A 17,677-nucleotide genomic window follows, 5' to 3' on the forward strand; every position below is an offset into this window, starting at 1 on the left:
ACGGCGGGGTGACTCCGCTCACCCACCACCGAAAGGCTCAGGAGGCGGCGAGAGAACCGTGCGCGGTACGCAGCTCTCGTTTGAGGATCTTGCCGCTCGGGTTCTTCGGTAGCGCGTCGGCGATCACGACGTACTTCGGCGTCTTGAACCCGGCCAGCTGCGAGCGGGCGTGCGCGATCACGTCGTCGGCCAACACCTCCGCGCCCTGCCTGGCGACGACGACCGCGACAACGGCCTCGACCCAGGTCGGATGGTCGATGCCGAAGACGGCTACCTCGGCAACCCCGTCGAGGGTGTAGATCGCCTCCTCGACCTCGCGGCTTGCGACATTCTCGCCGCCGGTCTTGATCATGTCCTTCTTCCGGTCGACGACCGTCAGCCGCCCCGCGTCATCCATGACGCCGAGGTCGCCGGAGTGGAACCACCCGCCTCGGAACGCCTCCGCCGTCTTTGCCTCGTCGCGGTAGTAGCCGAGCGTCGCATGCGGGCTGCGGTGCACGATCTCGCCGACCTCGCCTGCCGGGAGCACCCGATCGTCGTCGTCGACGATCACCGTCTCGACGTTGAGTGCGTTGCGTCCGGCCGAGCCCGCCTGGCTGAGCTGTTCGCCCGGACCGAGGATGGTGGCCAACGGCGCCATCTCGGTCTGTCCGTAGAAGTTCCACAACTCCACATCGGGCAGCCGCCGCTGCATTTCGTGCAGGATCTCGACCGGCATCGCCGAAGCGCCGTAGTAGCCCTTGCGCAGCGAGCTCAGATCCGCCGAGTCGAACTCCGGCGCCCGCAGCAGCGCGATCCACACGGTCGGCGGAGCAAACAGCTTGGTCACCCGCTCCGCCTCGATCGCCCGCAGGATGGCCGCCGGGTCCGGCGCCGGGAGGATGATGCTGGTGGCGCCGAGGTAGACGTCGACGTTGAGGAAGCAGTCGAGTTGAGCACAGTGATACAGCGGTAGCGCATGCGCCTCCACGTCGTCGGCCTCCATCCGGCCGTCGACGATGCAGCTCACGTACTGCCACATCAGGGAGCGGCTGGTGAGCATCGCGCCCTTGGGGCGTGACTCCGTTCCGCTCGTGTACATCAGACGTACGGGATCGTCGTCGCCGACGGCCACCGGAGACGTCTGCGTATCGGTGTACTCGAGCCAAGTACTGAGGTCCTGCCATCCCTGCGGTGCCTCGCCGATCGCTGCTCGCAGACGTACGTGACCGCTCGACGCCGCGATCGCCTCTTCGGCAACGGGTACGAGCACGTCCTCGGCCACGAACGCCGTCGCCTCACTGTGGTCGAGGATGTAGGCGATCTCATCGGCACCGAGCATGAAGTTCACCGGCACGAGCACGACGCCGGCGCGGGCAGTCGCGTACGAAAGTACGGCGAACTGCCACGAGTTGTGCGCGAGCAGCGCCAGCCGGTCACCTTTGACGAGGCCTTCGGCCTGCAGCGCGGCGGCCGTACGCCCCACGGCTTGCTCGAGCTCTGCGAACGTCAGGCGTACCTCTGCGTCGACCAGAGCGAGCTTGTCGGGTACGCGGGTCGCCGTACGCCGCGGGATGTCGCCGACGCTCTGCTGCCGTGCGTGCTGGATCGGATCCGGTGTCATGGCGATATGCCACCACAGCCGCGCCCCCAGCGCTATGGTTTCGCCCGCCCCACCTCGCGCAATTCAGCGCAGAGTCGCACGGATCTCGCCGACCGGTTCGCCGCCGCCGAGCAATGTCTGGGTTGCGAGCTCGTCCAGCAAGGGGTGCTCGTACCCCGCGATGCGCATCGCCTCGGCCATCACGATCGGGCGAGCTCGGTCGGCGCCGTCCTCGATCTTGCACGCGAACGCAGTGCCGTCGGGCAAGGCGAACGCATAGCACGCCTCCGCTCCCGACTTCCCGATCGCGCCGGGAAACGCCCGCACCAGGCGGCACTCGTCGCGCCGGGTGCCGCTGGCGTAGTCGGGCGAACCGACGATCGCCTCGGTCACGGCGGCCTCCGCCGAACCCGGCTGTGCGCGCACGATCCGGGAGAAGGCGCGAGCGAGACCCGTCAAGCTGGTCGACAACAGCGGTGCGCCACACCCATCGACCCCGGTCGACTCGATCGGCTCACCCGTGAGCTCGGCGAACAGCTCCGCGGTCTGCAGCTGTAGCGGGTGGTCGGTCGCCAGATAGGTCTCCGTTGACCAACCGTTGTGTACGCAGGTCGCAAGCATCCCGGCATGCTTGCCCGAACAGTTCATCGCGATCGGACTGCGCTCATGACCGGCTCGTACGTACCCGATCTTGGCCACATCGTCGTACGGGTAGTCGGGCGGCGTCTGCAGTGCCTGCTCGTCGAGCCCCGCACCGTCGAGGATCTGCCGCACGGCCTCGATATGGAATCGTTCGCCGGAGTGGCTGGCAGAGGCGAGCGCCAGGAGCTTGCCGCGCAGCGGAAGACCGGCACGTACCATCGCCGCGGCCTGGATCGGCTTGTTGCACGAGCGCGGGTAGATCTGCGACTCGACGTCGCCGACGCTCCACGCGACGTCGCCATCCGGCCCGAGCCGTACCACCGACCCACGGTGGTGACCCTCGACGAAGCCGGACCGGACGATCTCCGCGACGATGCTGTGGCTGCTCATACCGGCCATCTTGGCCGCCCGCGCGGACTCGGTTCCGCCCGGGTCTCCTGCTCGGCTCGAACCAACAGTCACGTGATTAAGTCGCGTGAACTACCACCCTTTTGTGTATTTGCTTAGGACACTGGCACAATCTTGCGGGTGACAAGCCCCCAATGGACTCCGACGTCTCGTGAGCTGGCCGATCTCGAACTGCATCTCACCGGTGCGCTACCCGGTCGCAACGCACTGACTGTCGCGACGACTCGTACGTTCGCGGAGGCGGTCGACGATGCCGTCGAGTTGATCGACCCCGAGGGCGTACCCCTCGCAACGCTCACCGTGACCGCGCGTACGTACGACACCGACGGCGACGCCGCGACACTGACTGGTCCGGTCGAGGCCCTGTCACCGAACGAGTTCGGGCCGTTCCGGCGCTATCACCGCGCGCCGGCAGACGTACGCTCCGAGCACCCGAACGCAATCGCCGTGCCCGTCACGGCACCGCCGACCATCGCCGATGTCGAGGCGATCAATGCTCGCGCGGCCGCGACCGGCAAGACGCCGGTGCTGCTCGTGTACACAGGCCCCGGCACACCGCAAGGCGTATCCGCGCCGGCGCTCGTACGTACCGCTCTCGCTGCTGCACGCGACATCCCGGCCTCCGCCGTTGTTGCGGTCGCCGTGGCCGCGCGCGATGACGCCGAGGCCGATGCCGCTTTCCACGCCGAGGTCGCCGAGGCGTACGCCGACGAGACGCTCCTGCTCGCTGCGGCCGGTGAGCGGTCCGCCGATGTCGAGGCGATCCGCCGCCGCGACCATCCGCCCCGCTCCGAACGCGGCCTGGTCATCTTCTTCACCGGGCTGTCGGGATCGGGCAAGTCGACGCTCGCGCGTGCGTTGTACGACCTCATCCTCGAGCGCGGTGAGCGTACCGTCACGAGCCTCGACGGCGACGTCGTACGGCACCACCTGTCCAAGGGCCTCGGCTTCTCCAAGGAGGACCGCGAGACGAACATCGCCCGTATCGGCTGGGTCGCCGCCGAGATCGCCCGCCACCACGGTGTCGCGATCTGCTCCCCGATCGCGCCGTTCGACTCGACCCGCAAGCTGGTACGTCAGATGGTCGACGACGCCGGCGGCGGGTTCGCCCTGATCCACGTCGCCACCCCGTTGGAGGAGTGTGAGCGGCGCGATCGCAAGGGCCTGTACGCGAAGGCGCGCGCCGGCGTCATTCCCGAGTTCACCGGCATCTCCTCGCCGTACGAAGAGCCGACCGACGCTCTCGTACGAGTCGACACGACCGGCCGCACGATCGAGGACGCACTCTCCGACGTCGTGAAGGGCCTGAGCGAGGCCGGCTGGTTGGGGTCGGTCGATGGGTGACCTGTTCACCGTCGATGCGATGAACCTGCTGTTCGTCAGCTTCGGCGTCGGCATCGTGGTCGGACTCACGGGCATGGGCGGCGGCGCCCTGATGACTCCGGCACTGATCTTCCTCGGCATCCCTCCGGCGGCCGCGGTGTCGAACGACCTCGTCGCAGCCGCCGCGAACAAGACCGTTGGTGCGATCACCCACGCACGCAGCGGATCACCGAACCTCAAGCTCGCCGCCTGGCTCGTCGCGGGATCCGTTCCGACCGCATTCGCCGGCGCCTTCATCATCAAGGCTGTCGGCGGTTCCGAGGAGCAGACTCAGTTCGTCAAGACCGCCATCGGCCTCGCGCTGATGCTGACGGCCGCCACGTACACCCTGCGGATGTACCTGCAGTTGCGCTCGGTGACCCGTGGGTCGGTGATCGGCGAGGAAGACCCGGCGATCAAACCGATCCCGACGCTGATCATCGGCTTGGTCGGCGGCCTGCTGGTCGGGATCACCTCGGTCGGATCCGGATCGCTGATCATGGTCGCGCTGCTGTTGTTGTACCCGACCCTGCAGGCGGTCAAGCTCGTCGGCACCGACCTCGTACAGGCCGTTCCGCTCGTCCTCTCGGCGGCGATCTCGCATGTCGTCGTACACGGCATCGATCTCGCGATCGTGATCCCGCTCATCATCGGGGGCTCCCCCGGTACGTACCTCGGCGCGCGGATCGCCAACTGGGTTTCCCAGGCGGTCGTACGCCGCGGCATCGTGATGGTGCTCAGCCTCACCAGCCTCGCAATGCTCGATGTCGACCCCACTGTCGTGGGAATCGTCGGTGCTGCCATGCTGATCCTCGGGCCCATCGCCTGGGGGCTTGTGCGCCGACACCACGGCCTTCCGGCGTTCGAGCACGGTCCGGGTGACAACAACGGCTTCGCCGCGGGCCACACGGATTCATCATCGGAGTCGAGTCGCCGTTAGGATGGCGTCTGCTTTGCCTACCACCAGGAGCCAGTTCTTCACATGACCACCCACGCGGACTACCGCCTCAGCCAGCTCGACGAGCTGGAAGCGGAGTCGATCCACATCTTCCGTGAGGTCGCGGCGGAATTCGAGAAGCCCGTCCTCATGTTCTCCGGCGGCAAGGACTCCATCGTCATGCTGCGGCTTGCGGAGAAGGCCTTCTACCCTGCAAGGATCCCGTTCCCCGTCATGCAGGTCGACACGGGTTTCGACTTCCCCGAGGTGCTCGCGACGCGCGACTCCTGGGTCAACCGGCTCGGCGTTCGGATGATCGTCGCCTCGGTCGACGATGCGATCAAGAACGGCGTCGTCGTCGACGACGGCAAGACCAGCCGTAACCGCCTACAGATCGGCACCCTGCTCAACACCATCGAGGAGCACGGGTTCACCGCGGCGTTCGGCGGAGGTCGCCGCGACGAGGAGAAGGCCCGCGCCAAGGAGCGCGTCTACTCCCACCGCGACGAGTTCGGCCAGTGGGACCCGAAGAACCAGCGTCCCGAGCTGTGGAGCCTCTACAACGGCAAGATCGCCGAGGGCGAGCACATGCGGATCTTCCCGCTGTCGAACTGGACCGAGCTCGACATCTGGCACTACATCGGCCGTGAGCAGATCGAGATCCCGGCCATCTACTACTCGCACCAGCGCGAGGTCTTCGAGCGCGACGGCATGCTGCTGTCGGCCGGTGACCACGCGACGCTGCGCTCGGGCGAGACCGTCGAGGAGCGTACGGTTCGCTTCCGCACCGTCGGCGACATGACGCTCACCGGTTGCGTCGAAAGCACCGCGAGCACCGTCCCGGAGATCATCGAGGAGATCGCGGTCGCTCGGGTGACCGAGCGCGGCGCTACCCGCGGTGACGACCGATTCAGCGAAGCGGCCATGGAAGACCGCAAGAAGGAAGGGTACTTCTGATGGATCTCCTGCGGTTTGCCACGGCTGGCTCCGTCGACGACGGCAAGTCCACCCTGATCGGCCGGTTGCTGCTCGACTCGAAGTCGATCTTCGAGGACCAGCTCGAGGCCGTTGAGCGTACGTCCGAAGACAAGGGCTTCGACTACACCGACCTTGCACTGCTCACCGACGGCCTGCGCTCGGAGCGCGAGCAGGGCATCACGATCGACGTCGCGTACCGCTACTTCGCGACCCCGAATCGCAAGTTCATCATCGCCGACACCCCGGGCCACGTGCAGTACACCCGCAACATGGTCACCGGTGCTTCGACGGCCGACCTCGGGCTCGTCCTGGTCGACGCCCGTACCGGCCTGACCGAGCAGAGCCGCCGGCACGCCGTGCTGCTGTCGCTGCTCAAGGTGCCGCACCTGGTGCTCGCGGTGAACAAGATGGACCTCGTCGGCTACGACGAAGAGGTCTACAACAAGATCAACGAAGAGTTCCGGACGTTCGCCACCAAGCTGACGATCCCCGACCTCACGATCATCCCGATCTCGGCGCTCAAGGGCGACAACGTCGTCACTCGCAGCGAGAACATGCCGTGGTACGGCGGCACGTCCCTTCTGCACTACCTCGAGAACGTCCACGTCGCCTCCGACCGCGACCTGATCGACGCACGGTTCCCGGTGCAGTACGTCGTACGCCCCAAGTCCGACGAGTTCCACGACTACCGCGGTTACGCCGGCCAGGTTGCCGGTGGTGTGCTGAAGCCGGGCGACGATGTGCTGGTGCTGCCGAGCGGGCTCACCTCGAAGGTCGCCGGCATCGACCTGTACGACCAGGCGATCCAACAGGCGTTCCCGCCCATGTCGGTGACCGTACGCCTCGAAGACGACCTCGACGTCTCCCGCGGCGATATGATCTGCCGGCCGCAGAACGCCCCGACGCCGAGTCAGGACATCGACGCGATGATCTCCTGGATGGTGCCCGAGCCGCTGCGTGCAAAGCGCAAGCTCGCCCTGAAGCACACCACCCGGCTGTGCCGCGCGGTGATCAAGGACGTCCAGTACCGACTCGACGTCAACACGCTCCACCGCGACCAGGACGCCGGCGAGCTCGGCCTGAACGAGATCGGCCGCGTACAGCTGCGCACCACGCAGCCGCTGCTGTGCGATCCGTACGAGAAGAACCGGACGACCGGCTCGTTCATCCTGATCGACGAGGCGACCGGCGTGACCGTCGGCGCCGGCATGATCAACTGACGTAGCGCTCCGGCGAACGCGGGGTACGGCTTCGGCCGTGCCCCGCGTTCTGCATTTCTGCAAAGTCGACGGAACTTTCGCGCTGGAAACGGGATCTCACCGGCTTGAGCCGACTGCTCATCCACAGGGAGGCGCGAAAATGCGCAGAACATCCGCAATCATGCTCGCTAGTGTCGCCATGATCGGCACCTCGGTCGCATCGGGAGAATCCGCCGTTGCCGCTGAACCCGAAAGCACGAGCAAGAGCGTTCCGCCTCCGGGCAAGGTGCGGTACTACATCCCTACCTGGACGGTCACGGGACGAAAGCACGAGACGACGGTGCGCGTCGGCTATCCGAGTGGCGACCCGCGTGCTGATTGGGACCACCAGCCGGTCCGGATCCAGGTACGGGAGAAGGGCGGAAGCTGGAAGACGGTCGGCGAGGCCAAGCAGAAGCCTCTCCCCCGTAAGCGAGGTTCACGCACCCGGGTGACCTACCGGCTGCCGGTAGACGGCACGATCCAGATCCGGGCCAAAGCACATTCGACCGACTCCGCGATCACCTCCAAGACGCGCGAGCTCTTGGTGACCGAGCGCCCCGCGTACGGGCCGACCGCGATCCGCGGCAGTGGTCATCCCTGCGAGGAGGCCGTGATCGGACGCGGCCCGACCCAGATCGGTTACGGCTGCTCCGCCAATTACAACTACAACCTGTGGCTCTACAACCGCCGGACGGATACCAGAGAACAACTCGCCTCGCGTGCCGCACACGCCGAGTACGCCACCGGCGCCGATATCGTGATCGCCGAGTATCGAGACTACTGGGACGATCCGTACTGGTACGACCGCGTACGCAGGTTCAACCGCGCAACGGGTAAGTCCAGCTGGGTCGCCTTCAAGCGCAACGGAAAGCGCGCGCAGACGGCGGCCAACTCATCGGTCTCAGGTAACGGCAACCGGATCGCCTACTCGTCTCCGAACCCAGGTATCTCACCGAAGGCGGCGAAGGGATGGAACGTCTACGTCGCCCGCGCAGGTGTGCAGAAGAGCCGGTACGTCGGACGTGGCAAGGAGAGTGACATCTCGGCAACGGGCCGTTATGTCGCCTGGACCACCAGGGCGGGCAGGGTGCGCATCCGTGACCTGCGCACCAACCGCTGGACGCCGGTCACCAAGCGCAAGGGTCACGAGCCGAAGGACCTCACGATCAGCGCCGGCGGACGCTACGTCACCTTTTCGGCATTGGTACGCGGGGAGCGCCGGATCCGGACCTTCGATGCTCGGGCGTCGAAGCTGCGCACCATCGCAGTCGGTCAGGAGCCGGCGCTGTCGGCCAACGGTCGATTCGTTGCGTACGCCGGCAAGGGCGGCGCCGAACTCTACCTGTGGGAACGCAAGACCAAAGCAAAGCGGCTCCTCACCGTCGGACCGAGCGGTAAGGGCTCGAAAGCTCATCTGCGGCAGCCGGATATCTCGCCGAACGGCCGCTGGATCGTCGCAACCACCCGCTCCATCAAGGTTGCTCCCGACAACGGGCGAAGCTGGCGGGCCAGAGACAAGGTCGTCCTGTTCGACCGGCGGGCGGCAGGTAAGGGCTAATGCCTCGCTAGCGGGATCTGCGGTGCCGAAGCTTCTTACCGTCCGGGCCGCGTTTGCCCTTGCCGCGGGGCCCGCTCTGGTTACGTGGGCCCGTATGCGCGCGTTCGCGTTCGAGGTGGATCAGCTGACCGGAGATCCGGGTGCGCTCCAGCGCCTTGACGACCGCCGGGTCGAGGTTTTCGGGTAGCTCCACCAGGCTGTCTCCGCCACGGATCTCGATCTTGCCGAAGTCGCGGCGCTCCAGCCCGCCTTCGTTGGCGATCGCCCCGACGATTGCGCCCGGGCTCACCTTGTGCCGCTTGCCCACTCGGATCCGGTACGTCGCCATCGCGCGATCGTTGACACGACGGCGGCCGGCGACCCTTGGTGGTCGGTGCCCGTCGTCGCGCGGTCGCCGCTTCAGCGGCGGCTCCGGCTGCAGTAGGAACGTGCGATCGCCCTGTGCGATGACGGCGAGCGCCGCCGCGACGTCGGCCGCCGGCACGTCGTGCTCCTGTTCGTAGCGCTCGACGAGCCCACGAAAGTACGAGAGGTCGTTCGCGCCGAGCGCCTCGGTGATCGAGTCGAGGAAGCGTGCGACGCGGGTCGAGTTGACGTCTTCGACCGACGGCAGCGGGACTTCGGTGAGCGGCTGCCTTGTGGCCTTCTCGATGGCGCGGAGCAACCGACGCTCTCGTGGCGTCACGAACAACAGCGCCTGCCCCGATCGGCCGGCCCGCCCGGTACGTCCGATCCGGTGGATGTACGCCTCGGTGTCGTACGGGATGTCGTAGTTGACGACGTGGCTGATCCGGTCGACGTCGAGACCACGCGCCGCGACATCGGTTGCGACCAGGATGTCGAGAGCACCGGACTTGAGCTGGCCGATGGTGCGTTCGCGCTGCGCCTGCACGAGGTCACCGTTGATCGCGGCGGCCGAGAATCCTCTTGCTCGTAAGCGCTCTGCGAGATCTTCGGTCGCCTGCTTGGTGCGCACGAAGACGATCATGCCGTCGAACGACTCGACCTCGAGCATGCGCGTGAGCGCGTCGAGCTTCTGCCGGTGATCGACGATCACGTAGGTCTGAGTGGTGTTCTCGGCGGTGACCGTGCGCGCCTTGACCCGGATCTCCTTCGGGTCGTGCAGGTAGCGGTTCGACATCTTGCGGATGGCGGCCGGCATTGTCGCGGAGAACAACGCGACCTGCTTGTACTCAGGAGTATCGGCCAGGATGCGCTCGACATCCTCCTGGAAGCCCATCGCGAGCATCTCGTCGGCCTCGTCGAGCACCAGGTAGTCGAGCTCGGACAGGTCGAGAGTGCCCTTGTTCAGATGGTCGATCACTCGGCCGGGTGTGCCGACCACGACGTGCGCACCGCGTTTGAGGGCGCCGAGCTGCGGCCCGTAGCCGGTGCCGCCGTACACGGGTACGACGTGCACACCGTCGAGGTGCGCGGCGTACCGCCCGAACGCCTCCGCGACCTGCAGCGCAAGCTCTCGAGTAGGAGCAAGTACGAGTGCCTGCGGTCGACGACGCGTGACGTCGATACGAGACAGGATCGGCAACGCGAACGCGGCGGTCTTACCGGTGCCGGTCTGGGCGAGGCCGACGACGTCGCGACCGGCCATGAGCGGCGGAATGGTGGCCGACTGGATCGGCGACGGCGACTCGTAGCCGACTTCGCGCAGAGATTGGAGTACCGGCGAGGCAATCCCGAGCTCGGGGAAAGTTGGGGGCGAATCGGCGACGGATGCGGAAGAACCGGATTCAGACATAAGGAACCCAGTCTACGGCCACGGATGAGACGCGAGTTCTTCACCACTGACCCGCGGGTCATACACGACTGAGCCGTTGGATCCGTTGTCAGCGCTGGCCGTCGGGAGGATCGTCGGGTGCAGCGGCCTGTGAGCGTGCCTCATCGGTCTGCCGACGTATGACCTCGGCGCTGTGCGCAGCGGGGTGGAACACCTCCTGCAGTGCCTGGAACGCACCCGATCCACCCGCCGAGTCGCCCGCCATGGACTGCATCCGCTGGGCGAACCACGGCAGCAGCCAGAACATCGCCGCCAGGCCTGCGACGATCACGATCCACATCAGCATGCGTACGAGGCTACCCGCGCGCTCCGAGACGTCAGGTCGACCGACGCATTACGCGGGCGAGTAGCGGCGCTGCGAGCAACATCACCAACAGGCGGGCGACCTGCGTACCCAGGACGAAGGTGACGTTCGAGCCGGTGGCGATGGCGGTCGCGAGCACTGCGTACAAGCCGCCGGGCGTCGTCGCGAGGTACGCGTCGAGCGCCGACGTACCGGTCACTGCGGCCAATGCGACACCGAGACCGGCACACAGCGCGATCATCGCGAAGATGGTGAGGACCGCTCGGGGCAACAGGGCCGCAATCGAGCGCAGGCTCGCGCGGGTGAACCGCAGGCCTACCTGAATCCCGATCAGCGCATAGCCGGCGTTGACCAGTACGTCCGGCACTCCCGCGCCGCCGACCGGGTCGAACCAACCGGACACCGAGAGCAGCACCGAGACAGCCAGCGGACCGAGCAGAGAACCAGCAGGCATGCGGGTGAGCCGACCGAGCACGGCCCCGAGCCCGACGCAGACCACGGTGAAAGCGGCGCCGCCGAGCAGCGACGGGTCGCCTCCCAGCCCCCCGGAGGTCTGGCTCTGGTCCGGGCGGAACACCGCGGCGGTGACCAGCGGCATGGTGATCAACACCAGCAACACCCGGAGGTACTGCACCACCGCGACGACACGTTCATCGGCCCCCAGGTCACGCGCGATCGCAGTCACGCCCGACGCGCCGCCGGCGATCATCGCGAACACACCCGTGGCCGCAGACATGTCGCGGCCGCTGCGAAATGCGTACCCACCCACGATGCTGAGCAGCAGCGTCGCGACGCAGGCACCGAGGATCGGCCACAGATCGCCACTCAGGGCACTGAGGGTTTCGACGTCGACGAGTGCGCCGATGGTGACGCCGATGATCGCCTGGCCGACGGAGAAGGACCAGTCGGGTAACGCCAATGACCGGCTGCCGAAGACCGCGTACGCCATGCCTCCGACGAGTGCTCCGAAAAGCACGGGCGACGGGAGGCCGACCAACGCGAGTGCCGCCGACGCGGCCGCCGCAATTGCGACGGTCGTCGCCCACGACCGGATCACGTAGGCGGGTCGAGGGCACCCAGCCGGGCGAGTACCGCTCGTACGGCGGGCAGGCTGGTCTGCTCGGCGAGGCCCATCGTCTCGTTGAAGTACACGGCATCGCACAGCAACTGGACGGTGCGGGCCAGCGACTCGTCGTCGAGTTGTTCGTCGAGGACCTCGAACCACGCCTCCCGCAGGTCGTCGAGCGCTGCGGACGCGCGGGCATCGGACTCCTGCGCGATGCGTGCTGCCGCGATCATCGCCCGGTCGAACCTGCTCCCGGTGTGCGTCGACGTCTCCAGGTAGTACGCGACGGCGCCCTCGGAGGCCGATCGCATCTTCTCGGCATCCTTGGCGCCCATCTCGCGCAACCGGTCGAGCATGCCGATGACGAGGTCGTCGCGGCTCGGGAAGTGGTAGAGGAGACCACCCTTCGACACGCCCGCCTCCTCGGCGACGGCATCGAGGGTCGCGGCCCTCGAACCCTGCTCGACGAGCAGCGCCTCGAATGCATCCAGGATGCGGTCGCGTGTTGTGGCCACCGCCACAGCGTAGTAGTCGAGGTGTCCGACCCGACGAGACGTCGGTCATACGGCCGGAGATCGCTGGAATGTCGGGCCTAGATCACGTTGTTATCCGGTTGTGACTGTACCGGCTGGACGGTACAGTTGCCCGGTCGGTTCCGCGCCGACGAACCCATCCAACGCAGTCCGTTCGCCGACGGCCCGCGCAGCAGAAGACAAGGAGGCGTACGCCCATGTCCACCGACATCAGAGCAATCTCCCACCAAGGCTCACCGGCACCTGGCAACCGGGCGGGTGTACGCGAGTGGGCGGCACTGGCCGTCCTGATGCTCCCCGTCCTGCTCGTCTCGATCGACAACACCGTGCTGAGCTTCGCGCTTCCCGCGATCTCGACTGCGCTGGCACCGTCGGCAAACCAGCTGCTCTGGATCGTCGACATCTACCCACTGATGCTGGCCGGCCTACTGGTGGCAATGGGCAGCCTCGGCGACCGCATCGGCCGGCGCCGGCTCCTGCTCGTCGGCGCCATCGGCTTCGGGGTCGTGAAGGTCATCGCCGCGTACAGCACATCGGCCGAGATGCTGATCCTCTCGCGCGCGCTGCTCGGAGTGTTCGGCGCGACGCTGATGCCGTCGACGCTGTCCCTGCTGCGCAACATCTTCACCGACCGTCGCCAGCGCCGACTGGCGATCGCGGTGTGGGCATCGGCGTTCGCCGGCGGCGCTGCACTCGGCCCGATCATGGGCGGCTGGCTGCTCGAGAACAACTGGTGGGGCTCGGTGTTCCTGATCACGGTCCCGGTCATCATCGCCCTGCTGCCCCTGGTGCTGTGGCTCGTACCCGAGTCAAAGGACCCAGCGCCGGGTCCCGTCGATGTGCCGAGCATCGTCTTGTCGCTCGCCGCGATGCTGCCCCTCGTGTACGCGATCAAGATGTTCGCCGAGCACGGCTGGTCGTACGGCGTGTTCGGCGCCGTCACCGTCGGCATCGTCGCGGCCGTGGCATTCGTACGCCGTCAGCTCGCCTCAGCGACACCGATGCTCGACGTACGACTGTTCGCGAACCCGGTGTTCAGCGGGGCCGTGGCGTCCAACCTGCTCAGCATCCTCGGCTTCGCCGGTTTCCTGTTCTTCGTCGCGCAGTTCCTGCAGCTGGTGATCGGGCTCAGCCCGATGGAGGCCGGTACGGTCCTCGTACCCGGGCTCGTCGCGTCGATCATCGCCGGGCTGGTCGCCGTGCGTCTTGTCCGGGTCATCCAGCCGCATCTGCTCATCGGGGGCAGTTTCGCGTTGTCCGCGGCGGGCTACGCGATCGCGGCGTTCGTCGGCGAGGTGCCGACAGTGCTGTCGATCTGCGCCGCGTTCGTCGCGGTCGGCATCGGCATCGGCCTGGCCGAGACCCTGACGAACGACATCATCATCGCGACCGCACCAGCGGAGAAGTCCGGTGCCGCCGCGGCGATCTCGGAGACGGCGTACGAAATCGGCTCGGTACTCGGCACTGCCGTGCTCGGTAGCGTGCTGATGGCGACGTACCGCTCGGACGTACAGGTGCCAGAAGCCGTATCGTCCGGCGACTCGCACGTCGCCACCGAGACGCTCGGCGGCGCAGTCGATGTCGCGGGTGGACTCGGCGCTGCCGGAGACGCATTGCTGCGATCCGCGCATCTGGCGTTCGACCACGGTGTGCAGGTCACCTGCTCCCTTGGCATCCTGATCGCGCTCGGTGCGGCAACGGTCTCAGCGCTGACCTTGCGCAACGCCGACACCGAGGCCTGACGCCCGACACAGAAGATCCGTACGTCCGGCAGCGCAGCGCTGCCGGACGTACGGCTCTGTGGATTCGGGTCAGCGGCGAACGACCCGGATCGTGAACTTCTTGCTCGCCTTGGCAGAGACCTTGCTGCCGAGGTAACGCGCAGTCAGCTTGTGCTTGCCGCGCTTGAGCTTGTTGAGCTTGATCGTGACCTTGCCATTCTGGAGCTTCTTCTGCCCCAGAATGCGCTTGGCCCTGATCTGGACCTGCCCGGCCGCCGGCTTGCCGCCGGACATGACGCGCACGGTCACGCGAGCATGCTTCGTCGGGGTGATCTTCTTCGGCTTCACCTGCACGCCGGTCACCCGCGAGTCGAGCTTGCTCACCTTGACCACGACATAGCCGGTGTCCGACTCGCCGTACGGATCGGTCACCGTGTAGGGGACCCGATCCTTGCCGGCGAACTTCTCGTGCGGCGTGTACTTGAAGCGGTAGTCGCCCACCATCTCCACCTTGCCGTGAAGCGGGCGTTTGGCGTCGTACGTGACGGGGTTGCCGTCGCGGTCGACCTTCGCATCGAACTTGTAGACCTTCGACTTACCCGCCTTCAGCGCCAACGACCCCCGAGTCGCCGTTGGTGCACGGTTGACGAAGTCGTACGTCGTGCCGTCCCAGTCAATGGAAGAGACCGTCGTCGAGCGATCGGTGTCGGTGAACACGCCAAACGCCATCATGTGCGGCTGATCCTGGCTCTGGACTGCATCGACGAGGTCGCCCAGCGGCATCGCTGTGTTTGCGGGAACGTCATCGAAAGCGCGGCTCGACATCCACTGGTCGTCGAGCGAGATCGCGTTCTCGCCCTCCGTCGCAGGAACGGCCGGACGCAGCGTCGTGAATCCGCCTTCGGCCCAACCGATCGCCAGCTGGAACCAGGCGTCGCCACTCTCGACGGTGTACGAAGCTTCGGTCAGCGCCCGCTCGATGCCGGCCTGCGGCTGATCGTCCTCGTCGTACCCCTTGGTCACCTGTGACTTGCCGGTCAGCGCGAGCCCGTCGTTGGTGATCTCGTAGCTATCCTCGGCGCCCTCGACACCCTGGTGCCACTGCGCGTACGTGTCGTCGGACTCAGCGGGAGCGATGTCCTTGAAGAACACCTTTTGCTTGCCCGTGGTCCGCTCGTCGGTGAACGTGTACTTGGTGTGGTTCCAGGTGACGTCCTTGACGGTCGCGCTGCCGCCGGTGTCGGAGAAGACACCGAACGCAAGCACCTTGTATGCGGTCATCTCGTCGATGAGGTCGCGTAGCGGAGTCGCGGTGCCCGCCGGGATCGACCCGAGCGCCCGACTGCTCACCCACTGGTCGTCGAGGCTGATCTGCTGGGTGCTGCCCGTCTCGGCCGGCTGCGCCGGACGCAGCGTGGTGAACGCGGTGCTGGTCTGACCAGGTGCGGTGAAGAACAACGGAACCTGGAACCACGCGTTGCCCTCCTCGACGGTGTACGAAGCACCCTCCAGCGCGCTGGGCAGATGCACGTTCCGGGAGTCGACGTTCATCGAGTTGTCGTCGTACCCCTTGATGACCTGGGAGTTGCCGGTCAGCTCGAGGCCGTTCGTCGTGACGTCGTGCGTACCGCCCTTATCCGACCCCTGGTGCCAGCCCGCGTACGGCGACTCGTTCCAGCCGATCTCGCGGTCGGCGACGGACTCATCGCCGGCAGCCGGTGCCTTGAACGTGTACGTGGTGTCGCGCCAGTTGATCGACTTCACGAGCGTCTCGCGGCCGGTGTCGGTGAAGACACCGAACGCGATCGTCTTGCGGCTATTGCCGATCGCAGTAACGAGCTCATCGAGCGGGGCGGGTTGACCTTTGCCGTGGTCGTCGTCGATCGCCGCGCTCGTGGTCCAAGTCTCGTCGAGGTCGATCTCGTTCGTGCCGGTGGTCGCGGGGGCCGCCGGTCGAAGCGTGGTGAACACCGGATTGTCGATATCGTCGTCGGTGTTGTCGAAGAACAACGCCACCTGGAACCACGCGTCGCCGCTGACCAGCTCGTACGACGCTCCATCCAGGGTCTCGTCCAGTTCGGGGACGTTGGTGTCACCCTCGCTGAGGTCATTGTCGTTGTCGTCGTAACCCTTGATGACCTGGGACTTGCCGGTCATCATCAGCCCCTCGTCGGTCAACCCGAACGAGTACGGCGAGTTCGGATTGCCCTGGTGCCACTGGGCGTACGTGTCCGCTGTCTCGTTCGGCGCGATATCGCTGACGATCTCCTCCGCCGGTTCGGCTTGAGCCGGCGTGCCCGCCAGCAGCAGCGTCGACGCAACCATCGTCGCCGCGCACCCTGTGCCGATGGCGCCGCGCAGGCGCCGCCGGTGATGGTTTGTGTACGTCAAAATGTCCCTCCCTCTTCGAGGGGCCCCGTTGCCCCGTCCTGCACCGCGACACCCCATTGGGTAGCGGCGCAACTACGTTAAGTAGTTGCTCGGTAGTTGCGCAGGAAAACGAGGAAACTCGATGAGGATTCAACCGGTGCGCCGTTCCGGCACCGGTTCATACCCACCCGAGCCCGGAGGTGACGGGCACTCGAGTCAGCGCAGAGCGGGGCGTACGTGCAGGCCGACCTCGGGATCGACCAGCACCTCCTGCGCGGCGGCAACGCCGTCGGCGAGGAGGGTCGCATCGGTCGCGACATTGCGCTTGACGATGCCGAGTGCGATCGGTCCGAGCTCGTAGTGACGCGCCGCCGACCCGACGACACCGACCGTGCGGTCGTCGAGGGTCAGCGCGCTGCCGTGCGCGGGCAGGTGCTCGGCGGCCCCGTCGAGGTGCAGCAGGGTCAGCCGCCGCGGCGGACGGCCGAGCGTGTGTACGCGCGCCACCGTCTCCTGACCGCGGTAGCAGCCCTTGTCGAGGTGCACGGCGCTCTCCCGATCGGGAGTCGAGAGCCAGCCGAGCTCGTTCGGGATCGCCCGCTCGTCGGTGTCGAGTCCGAGCCGCGGTAGCCCGGCCGCGATCCGGCTTGCCTCCCACGCCCATACGCCTACCGGAGCGCCCGCTGCGTCGGCGTACGTCTCCAGCCGGCTCCGCTCGATCACCTCGTACGTGAGGCCGGGCTTGCCGACAACCGCCCAGGAGTCGGTCACGTCGGTGACCTCGACGCGCATCATGAACCGCATCGAGTCGAGCCAGCCGCGCAATGCGTCGCCGTAGCCCGGCTCGGTGTGCGCCCAGAACGTCTCACCGTCGTCGACACCGACGAACCCGTGCTCGACCCGGCCCTGCGGGCTGAGCAGCAATGCCTGTACGTGATGGCCGGGCTCGAGATTCTCGAAAGCCTGCGTGGTCAGCGAGTGCAGCCAGCCGAGCCGGTCGGGGCCGGAGATCGTGAGCACATCGCGGTGCGACAGGTCGACGAACCCGTCGCCATCCTCGAATCGCCGTTGTTCGCGGGTGTTCGAGCCATAATGTGCGGCAACGCCCTCGTCGGGCGGATCGGCCTCGACGGCGCCGTCGAACTTCAGCAGCGGGCTCGGATTCACCATGCCTCCAGTG

14 protein-coding genes are annotated in these 17,677 nt (G+C 66.8%); 6 read left to right on the forward strand and 8 right to left on the reverse strand.

Translation table 11 applies throughout. The features are described 5' to 3' along the window. Window positions 1–37 precede the first annotated feature (37 nt). Window positions 38–1,603, reverse strand: coding sequence for a fatty acyl-CoA synthetase (locus MU582_19580; protein ID UPK74611.1), 1,566 nt, complete (start codon window positions 1,601–1,603; stop codon window positions 38–40). Window positions 1,604–1,666: 63 nt separating this feature from the next. Next, window positions 1,667–2,614, reverse strand: a complete 948-nt coding sequence (locus MU582_19585; protein UPK74612.1) for an asparaginase — start codon at window positions 2,612–2,614, stop codon at window positions 1,667–1,669. Between the two features lie 138 nt (window positions 2,615–2,752). Here MU582_19585 and cysC point away from each other — a divergent pair, with 138 nt between their 5' ends. From cysC to MU582_19610, 5 genes are all read left to right on the forward strand, one after another. Further along, window positions 2,753–3,976: an adenylyl-sulfate kinase gene (gene cysC / locus MU582_19590; GenBank protein UPK74613.1), complete on the forward strand. Its 1,224-nt coding sequence runs from the start codon at window positions 2,753–2,755 to the stop codon at window positions 3,974–3,976. Next, a complete protein-coding gene (locus MU582_19595; GenBank protein UPK74614.1) occupies window positions 3,969–4,934 on the forward strand; it encodes a sulfite exporter TauE/SafE family protein in 966 nt (321 codons plus the stop codon). Before cysC ends, MU582_19595 begins: the two co-directional genes overlap by 8 nt. A 42-nt stretch (window positions 4,935–4,976) precedes the next feature. After that, window positions 4,977–5,888, forward strand: a complete 912-nt coding sequence (cysD, locus tag MU582_19600; protein ID UPK74615.1) for a sulfate adenylyltransferase subunit CysD — start codon at window positions 4,977–4,979, stop codon at window positions 5,886–5,888. Beyond that, on the forward strand, window positions 5,888–7,129 hold the full coding sequence (locus MU582_19605; GenBank protein ID UPK74616.1) for a GTP-binding protein: 1,242 nt from the start codon (window positions 5,888–5,890) through the stop codon (window positions 7,127–7,129). The genes cysD and MU582_19605 overlap by 1 nt, the downstream gene beginning before the upstream one ends. Before the next feature lie 139 nt (window positions 7,130–7,268). Next, window positions 7,269–8,708, forward strand: coding sequence for a hypothetical protein (locus tag MU582_19610; GenBank protein ID UPK74617.1), 1,440 nt, complete (start codon window positions 7,269–7,271; stop codon window positions 8,706–8,708). 7 nt (window positions 8,709–8,715) lie between these two features. Here MU582_19610 and MU582_19615 read toward each other — a convergent pair whose 3' ends face one another. The 4 genes from MU582_19615 to MU582_19630 all read right to left on the reverse strand — a co-directional run bounded on the left by MU582_19615 (window position 8,716) and on the right by MU582_19630 (window position 12,388). Next, on the reverse strand, window positions 8,716–10,317 hold the full coding sequence (locus tag MU582_19615; protein ID UPK74618.1) for a DEAD/DEAH box helicase: 1,602 nt from the start codon (window positions 10,315–10,317) through the stop codon (window positions 8,716–8,718). A 235-nt stretch (window positions 10,318–10,552) separates the two neighbouring features. Continuing rightward, complete coding sequence (locus MU582_19620; protein ID UPK74619.1) at window positions 10,553–10,789, reverse strand: hypothetical protein; 237 nt, start codon at window positions 10,787–10,789, stop codon at window positions 10,553–10,555. A 31-nt stretch (window positions 10,790–10,820) separates the two neighbouring features. Continuing rightward, window positions 10,821–11,864: an AbrB family transcriptional regulator gene (locus MU582_19625; GenBank protein UPK74620.1), complete on the reverse strand. Its 1,044-nt coding sequence runs from the start codon at window positions 11,862–11,864 to the stop codon at window positions 10,821–10,823. After that, on the reverse strand, window positions 11,861–12,388 hold the full coding sequence (locus tag MU582_19630; GenBank protein UPK74621.1) for a TetR/AcrR family transcriptional regulator: 528 nt from the start codon (window positions 12,386–12,388) through the stop codon (window positions 11,861–11,863). Before MU582_19630 ends, MU582_19625 begins: the two co-directional genes overlap by 4 nt. Before the next feature lie 215 nt (window positions 12,389–12,603). Here MU582_19630 and MU582_19635 point away from each other — a divergent pair, with 215 nt between their 5' ends. Next, entirely contained in the window at window positions 12,604–14,148 is a 1,545-nt protein-coding gene (locus MU582_19635) for an MFS transporter (GenBank protein ID UPK74622.1), read from the forward strand. A gap of 69 nt (window positions 14,149–14,217) precedes the next feature. On the opposite strand, the gene MU582_19640 is transcribed toward MU582_19635, so the two are convergent. Both MU582_19640 and MU582_19645 read right to left on the reverse strand, forming a co-directional pair. Next, window positions 14,218–16,518, reverse strand: coding sequence for an Ig-like domain-containing protein (locus MU582_19640; protein ID UPK74623.1), 2,301 nt, complete (start codon window positions 16,516–16,518; stop codon window positions 14,218–14,220). A 195-nt stretch (window positions 16,519–16,713) separates the two neighbouring features. After that, window positions 16,714–17,667 carry a folate-binding protein gene (locus MU582_19645; protein UPK74624.1) on the reverse strand — a complete coding sequence of 318 codons (954 nt, stop codon included), beginning with the start codon at window positions 17,665–17,667 and terminating at the stop codon, window positions 16,714–16,716. Between the last annotated feature and the right edge of the window lie 10 nt (window positions 17,668–17,677).

It is taken from the genome of Nocardioidaceae bacterium SCSIO 66511, from assembly GCA_023100825.1.
In the GTDB taxonomy this organism is placed as follows: domain Bacteria; phylum Actinomycetota; class Actinomycetes; order Propionibacteriales; family Nocardioidaceae; genus Solicola.

Coding starts and splice junctions, on each gene's coding strand:
- MU582_19580 (UPK74611.1), bottom strand. CDS start 1,603: ATGACACCGGATCCGATCCAGCACGCACGGCAGCAGAGCGTCGGCGAC.
- MU582_19585 (UPK74612.1), bottom strand. CDS start 2,614: ATGAGCAGCCACAGCATCGTCGCGGAGATCGTCCGGTCCGGCTTCGTC.
- MU582_19595 (UPK74614.1), top strand. CDS start 3,969: ATGGGTGACCTGTTCACCGTCGATGCGATGAACCTGCTGTTCGTCAGC.
- cysD (UPK74615.1), top strand. CDS start 4,977: ATGACCACCCACGCGGACTACCGCCTCAGCCAGCTCGACGAGCTGGAA.
- MU582_19605 (UPK74616.1), top strand. CDS start 5,888: ATGGATCTCCTGCGGTTTGCCACGGCTGGCTCCGTCGACGACGGCAAG.
- MU582_19610 (UPK74617.1), top strand. CDS start 7,269: ATGCGCAGAACATCCGCAATCATGCTCGCTAGTGTCGCCATGATCGGC.
- MU582_19615 (UPK74618.1), bottom strand. CDS start 10,317: ATGGCCGGTCGCGACGTCGTCGGCCTCGCCCAGACCGGCACCGGTAAG.
- MU582_19620 (UPK74619.1), bottom strand. CDS start 10,789: ATGCTGATGTGGATCGTGATCGTCGCAGGCCTGGCGGCGATGTTCTGG.
- MU582_19635 (UPK74622.1), top strand. CDS start 12,604: ATGTCCACCGACATCAGAGCAATCTCCCACCAAGGCTCACCGGCACCT.
- MU582_19645 (UPK74624.1), bottom strand. CDS start 17,667: ATGGTGAATCCGAGCCCGCTGCTGAAGTTCGACGGCGCCGTCGAGGCC.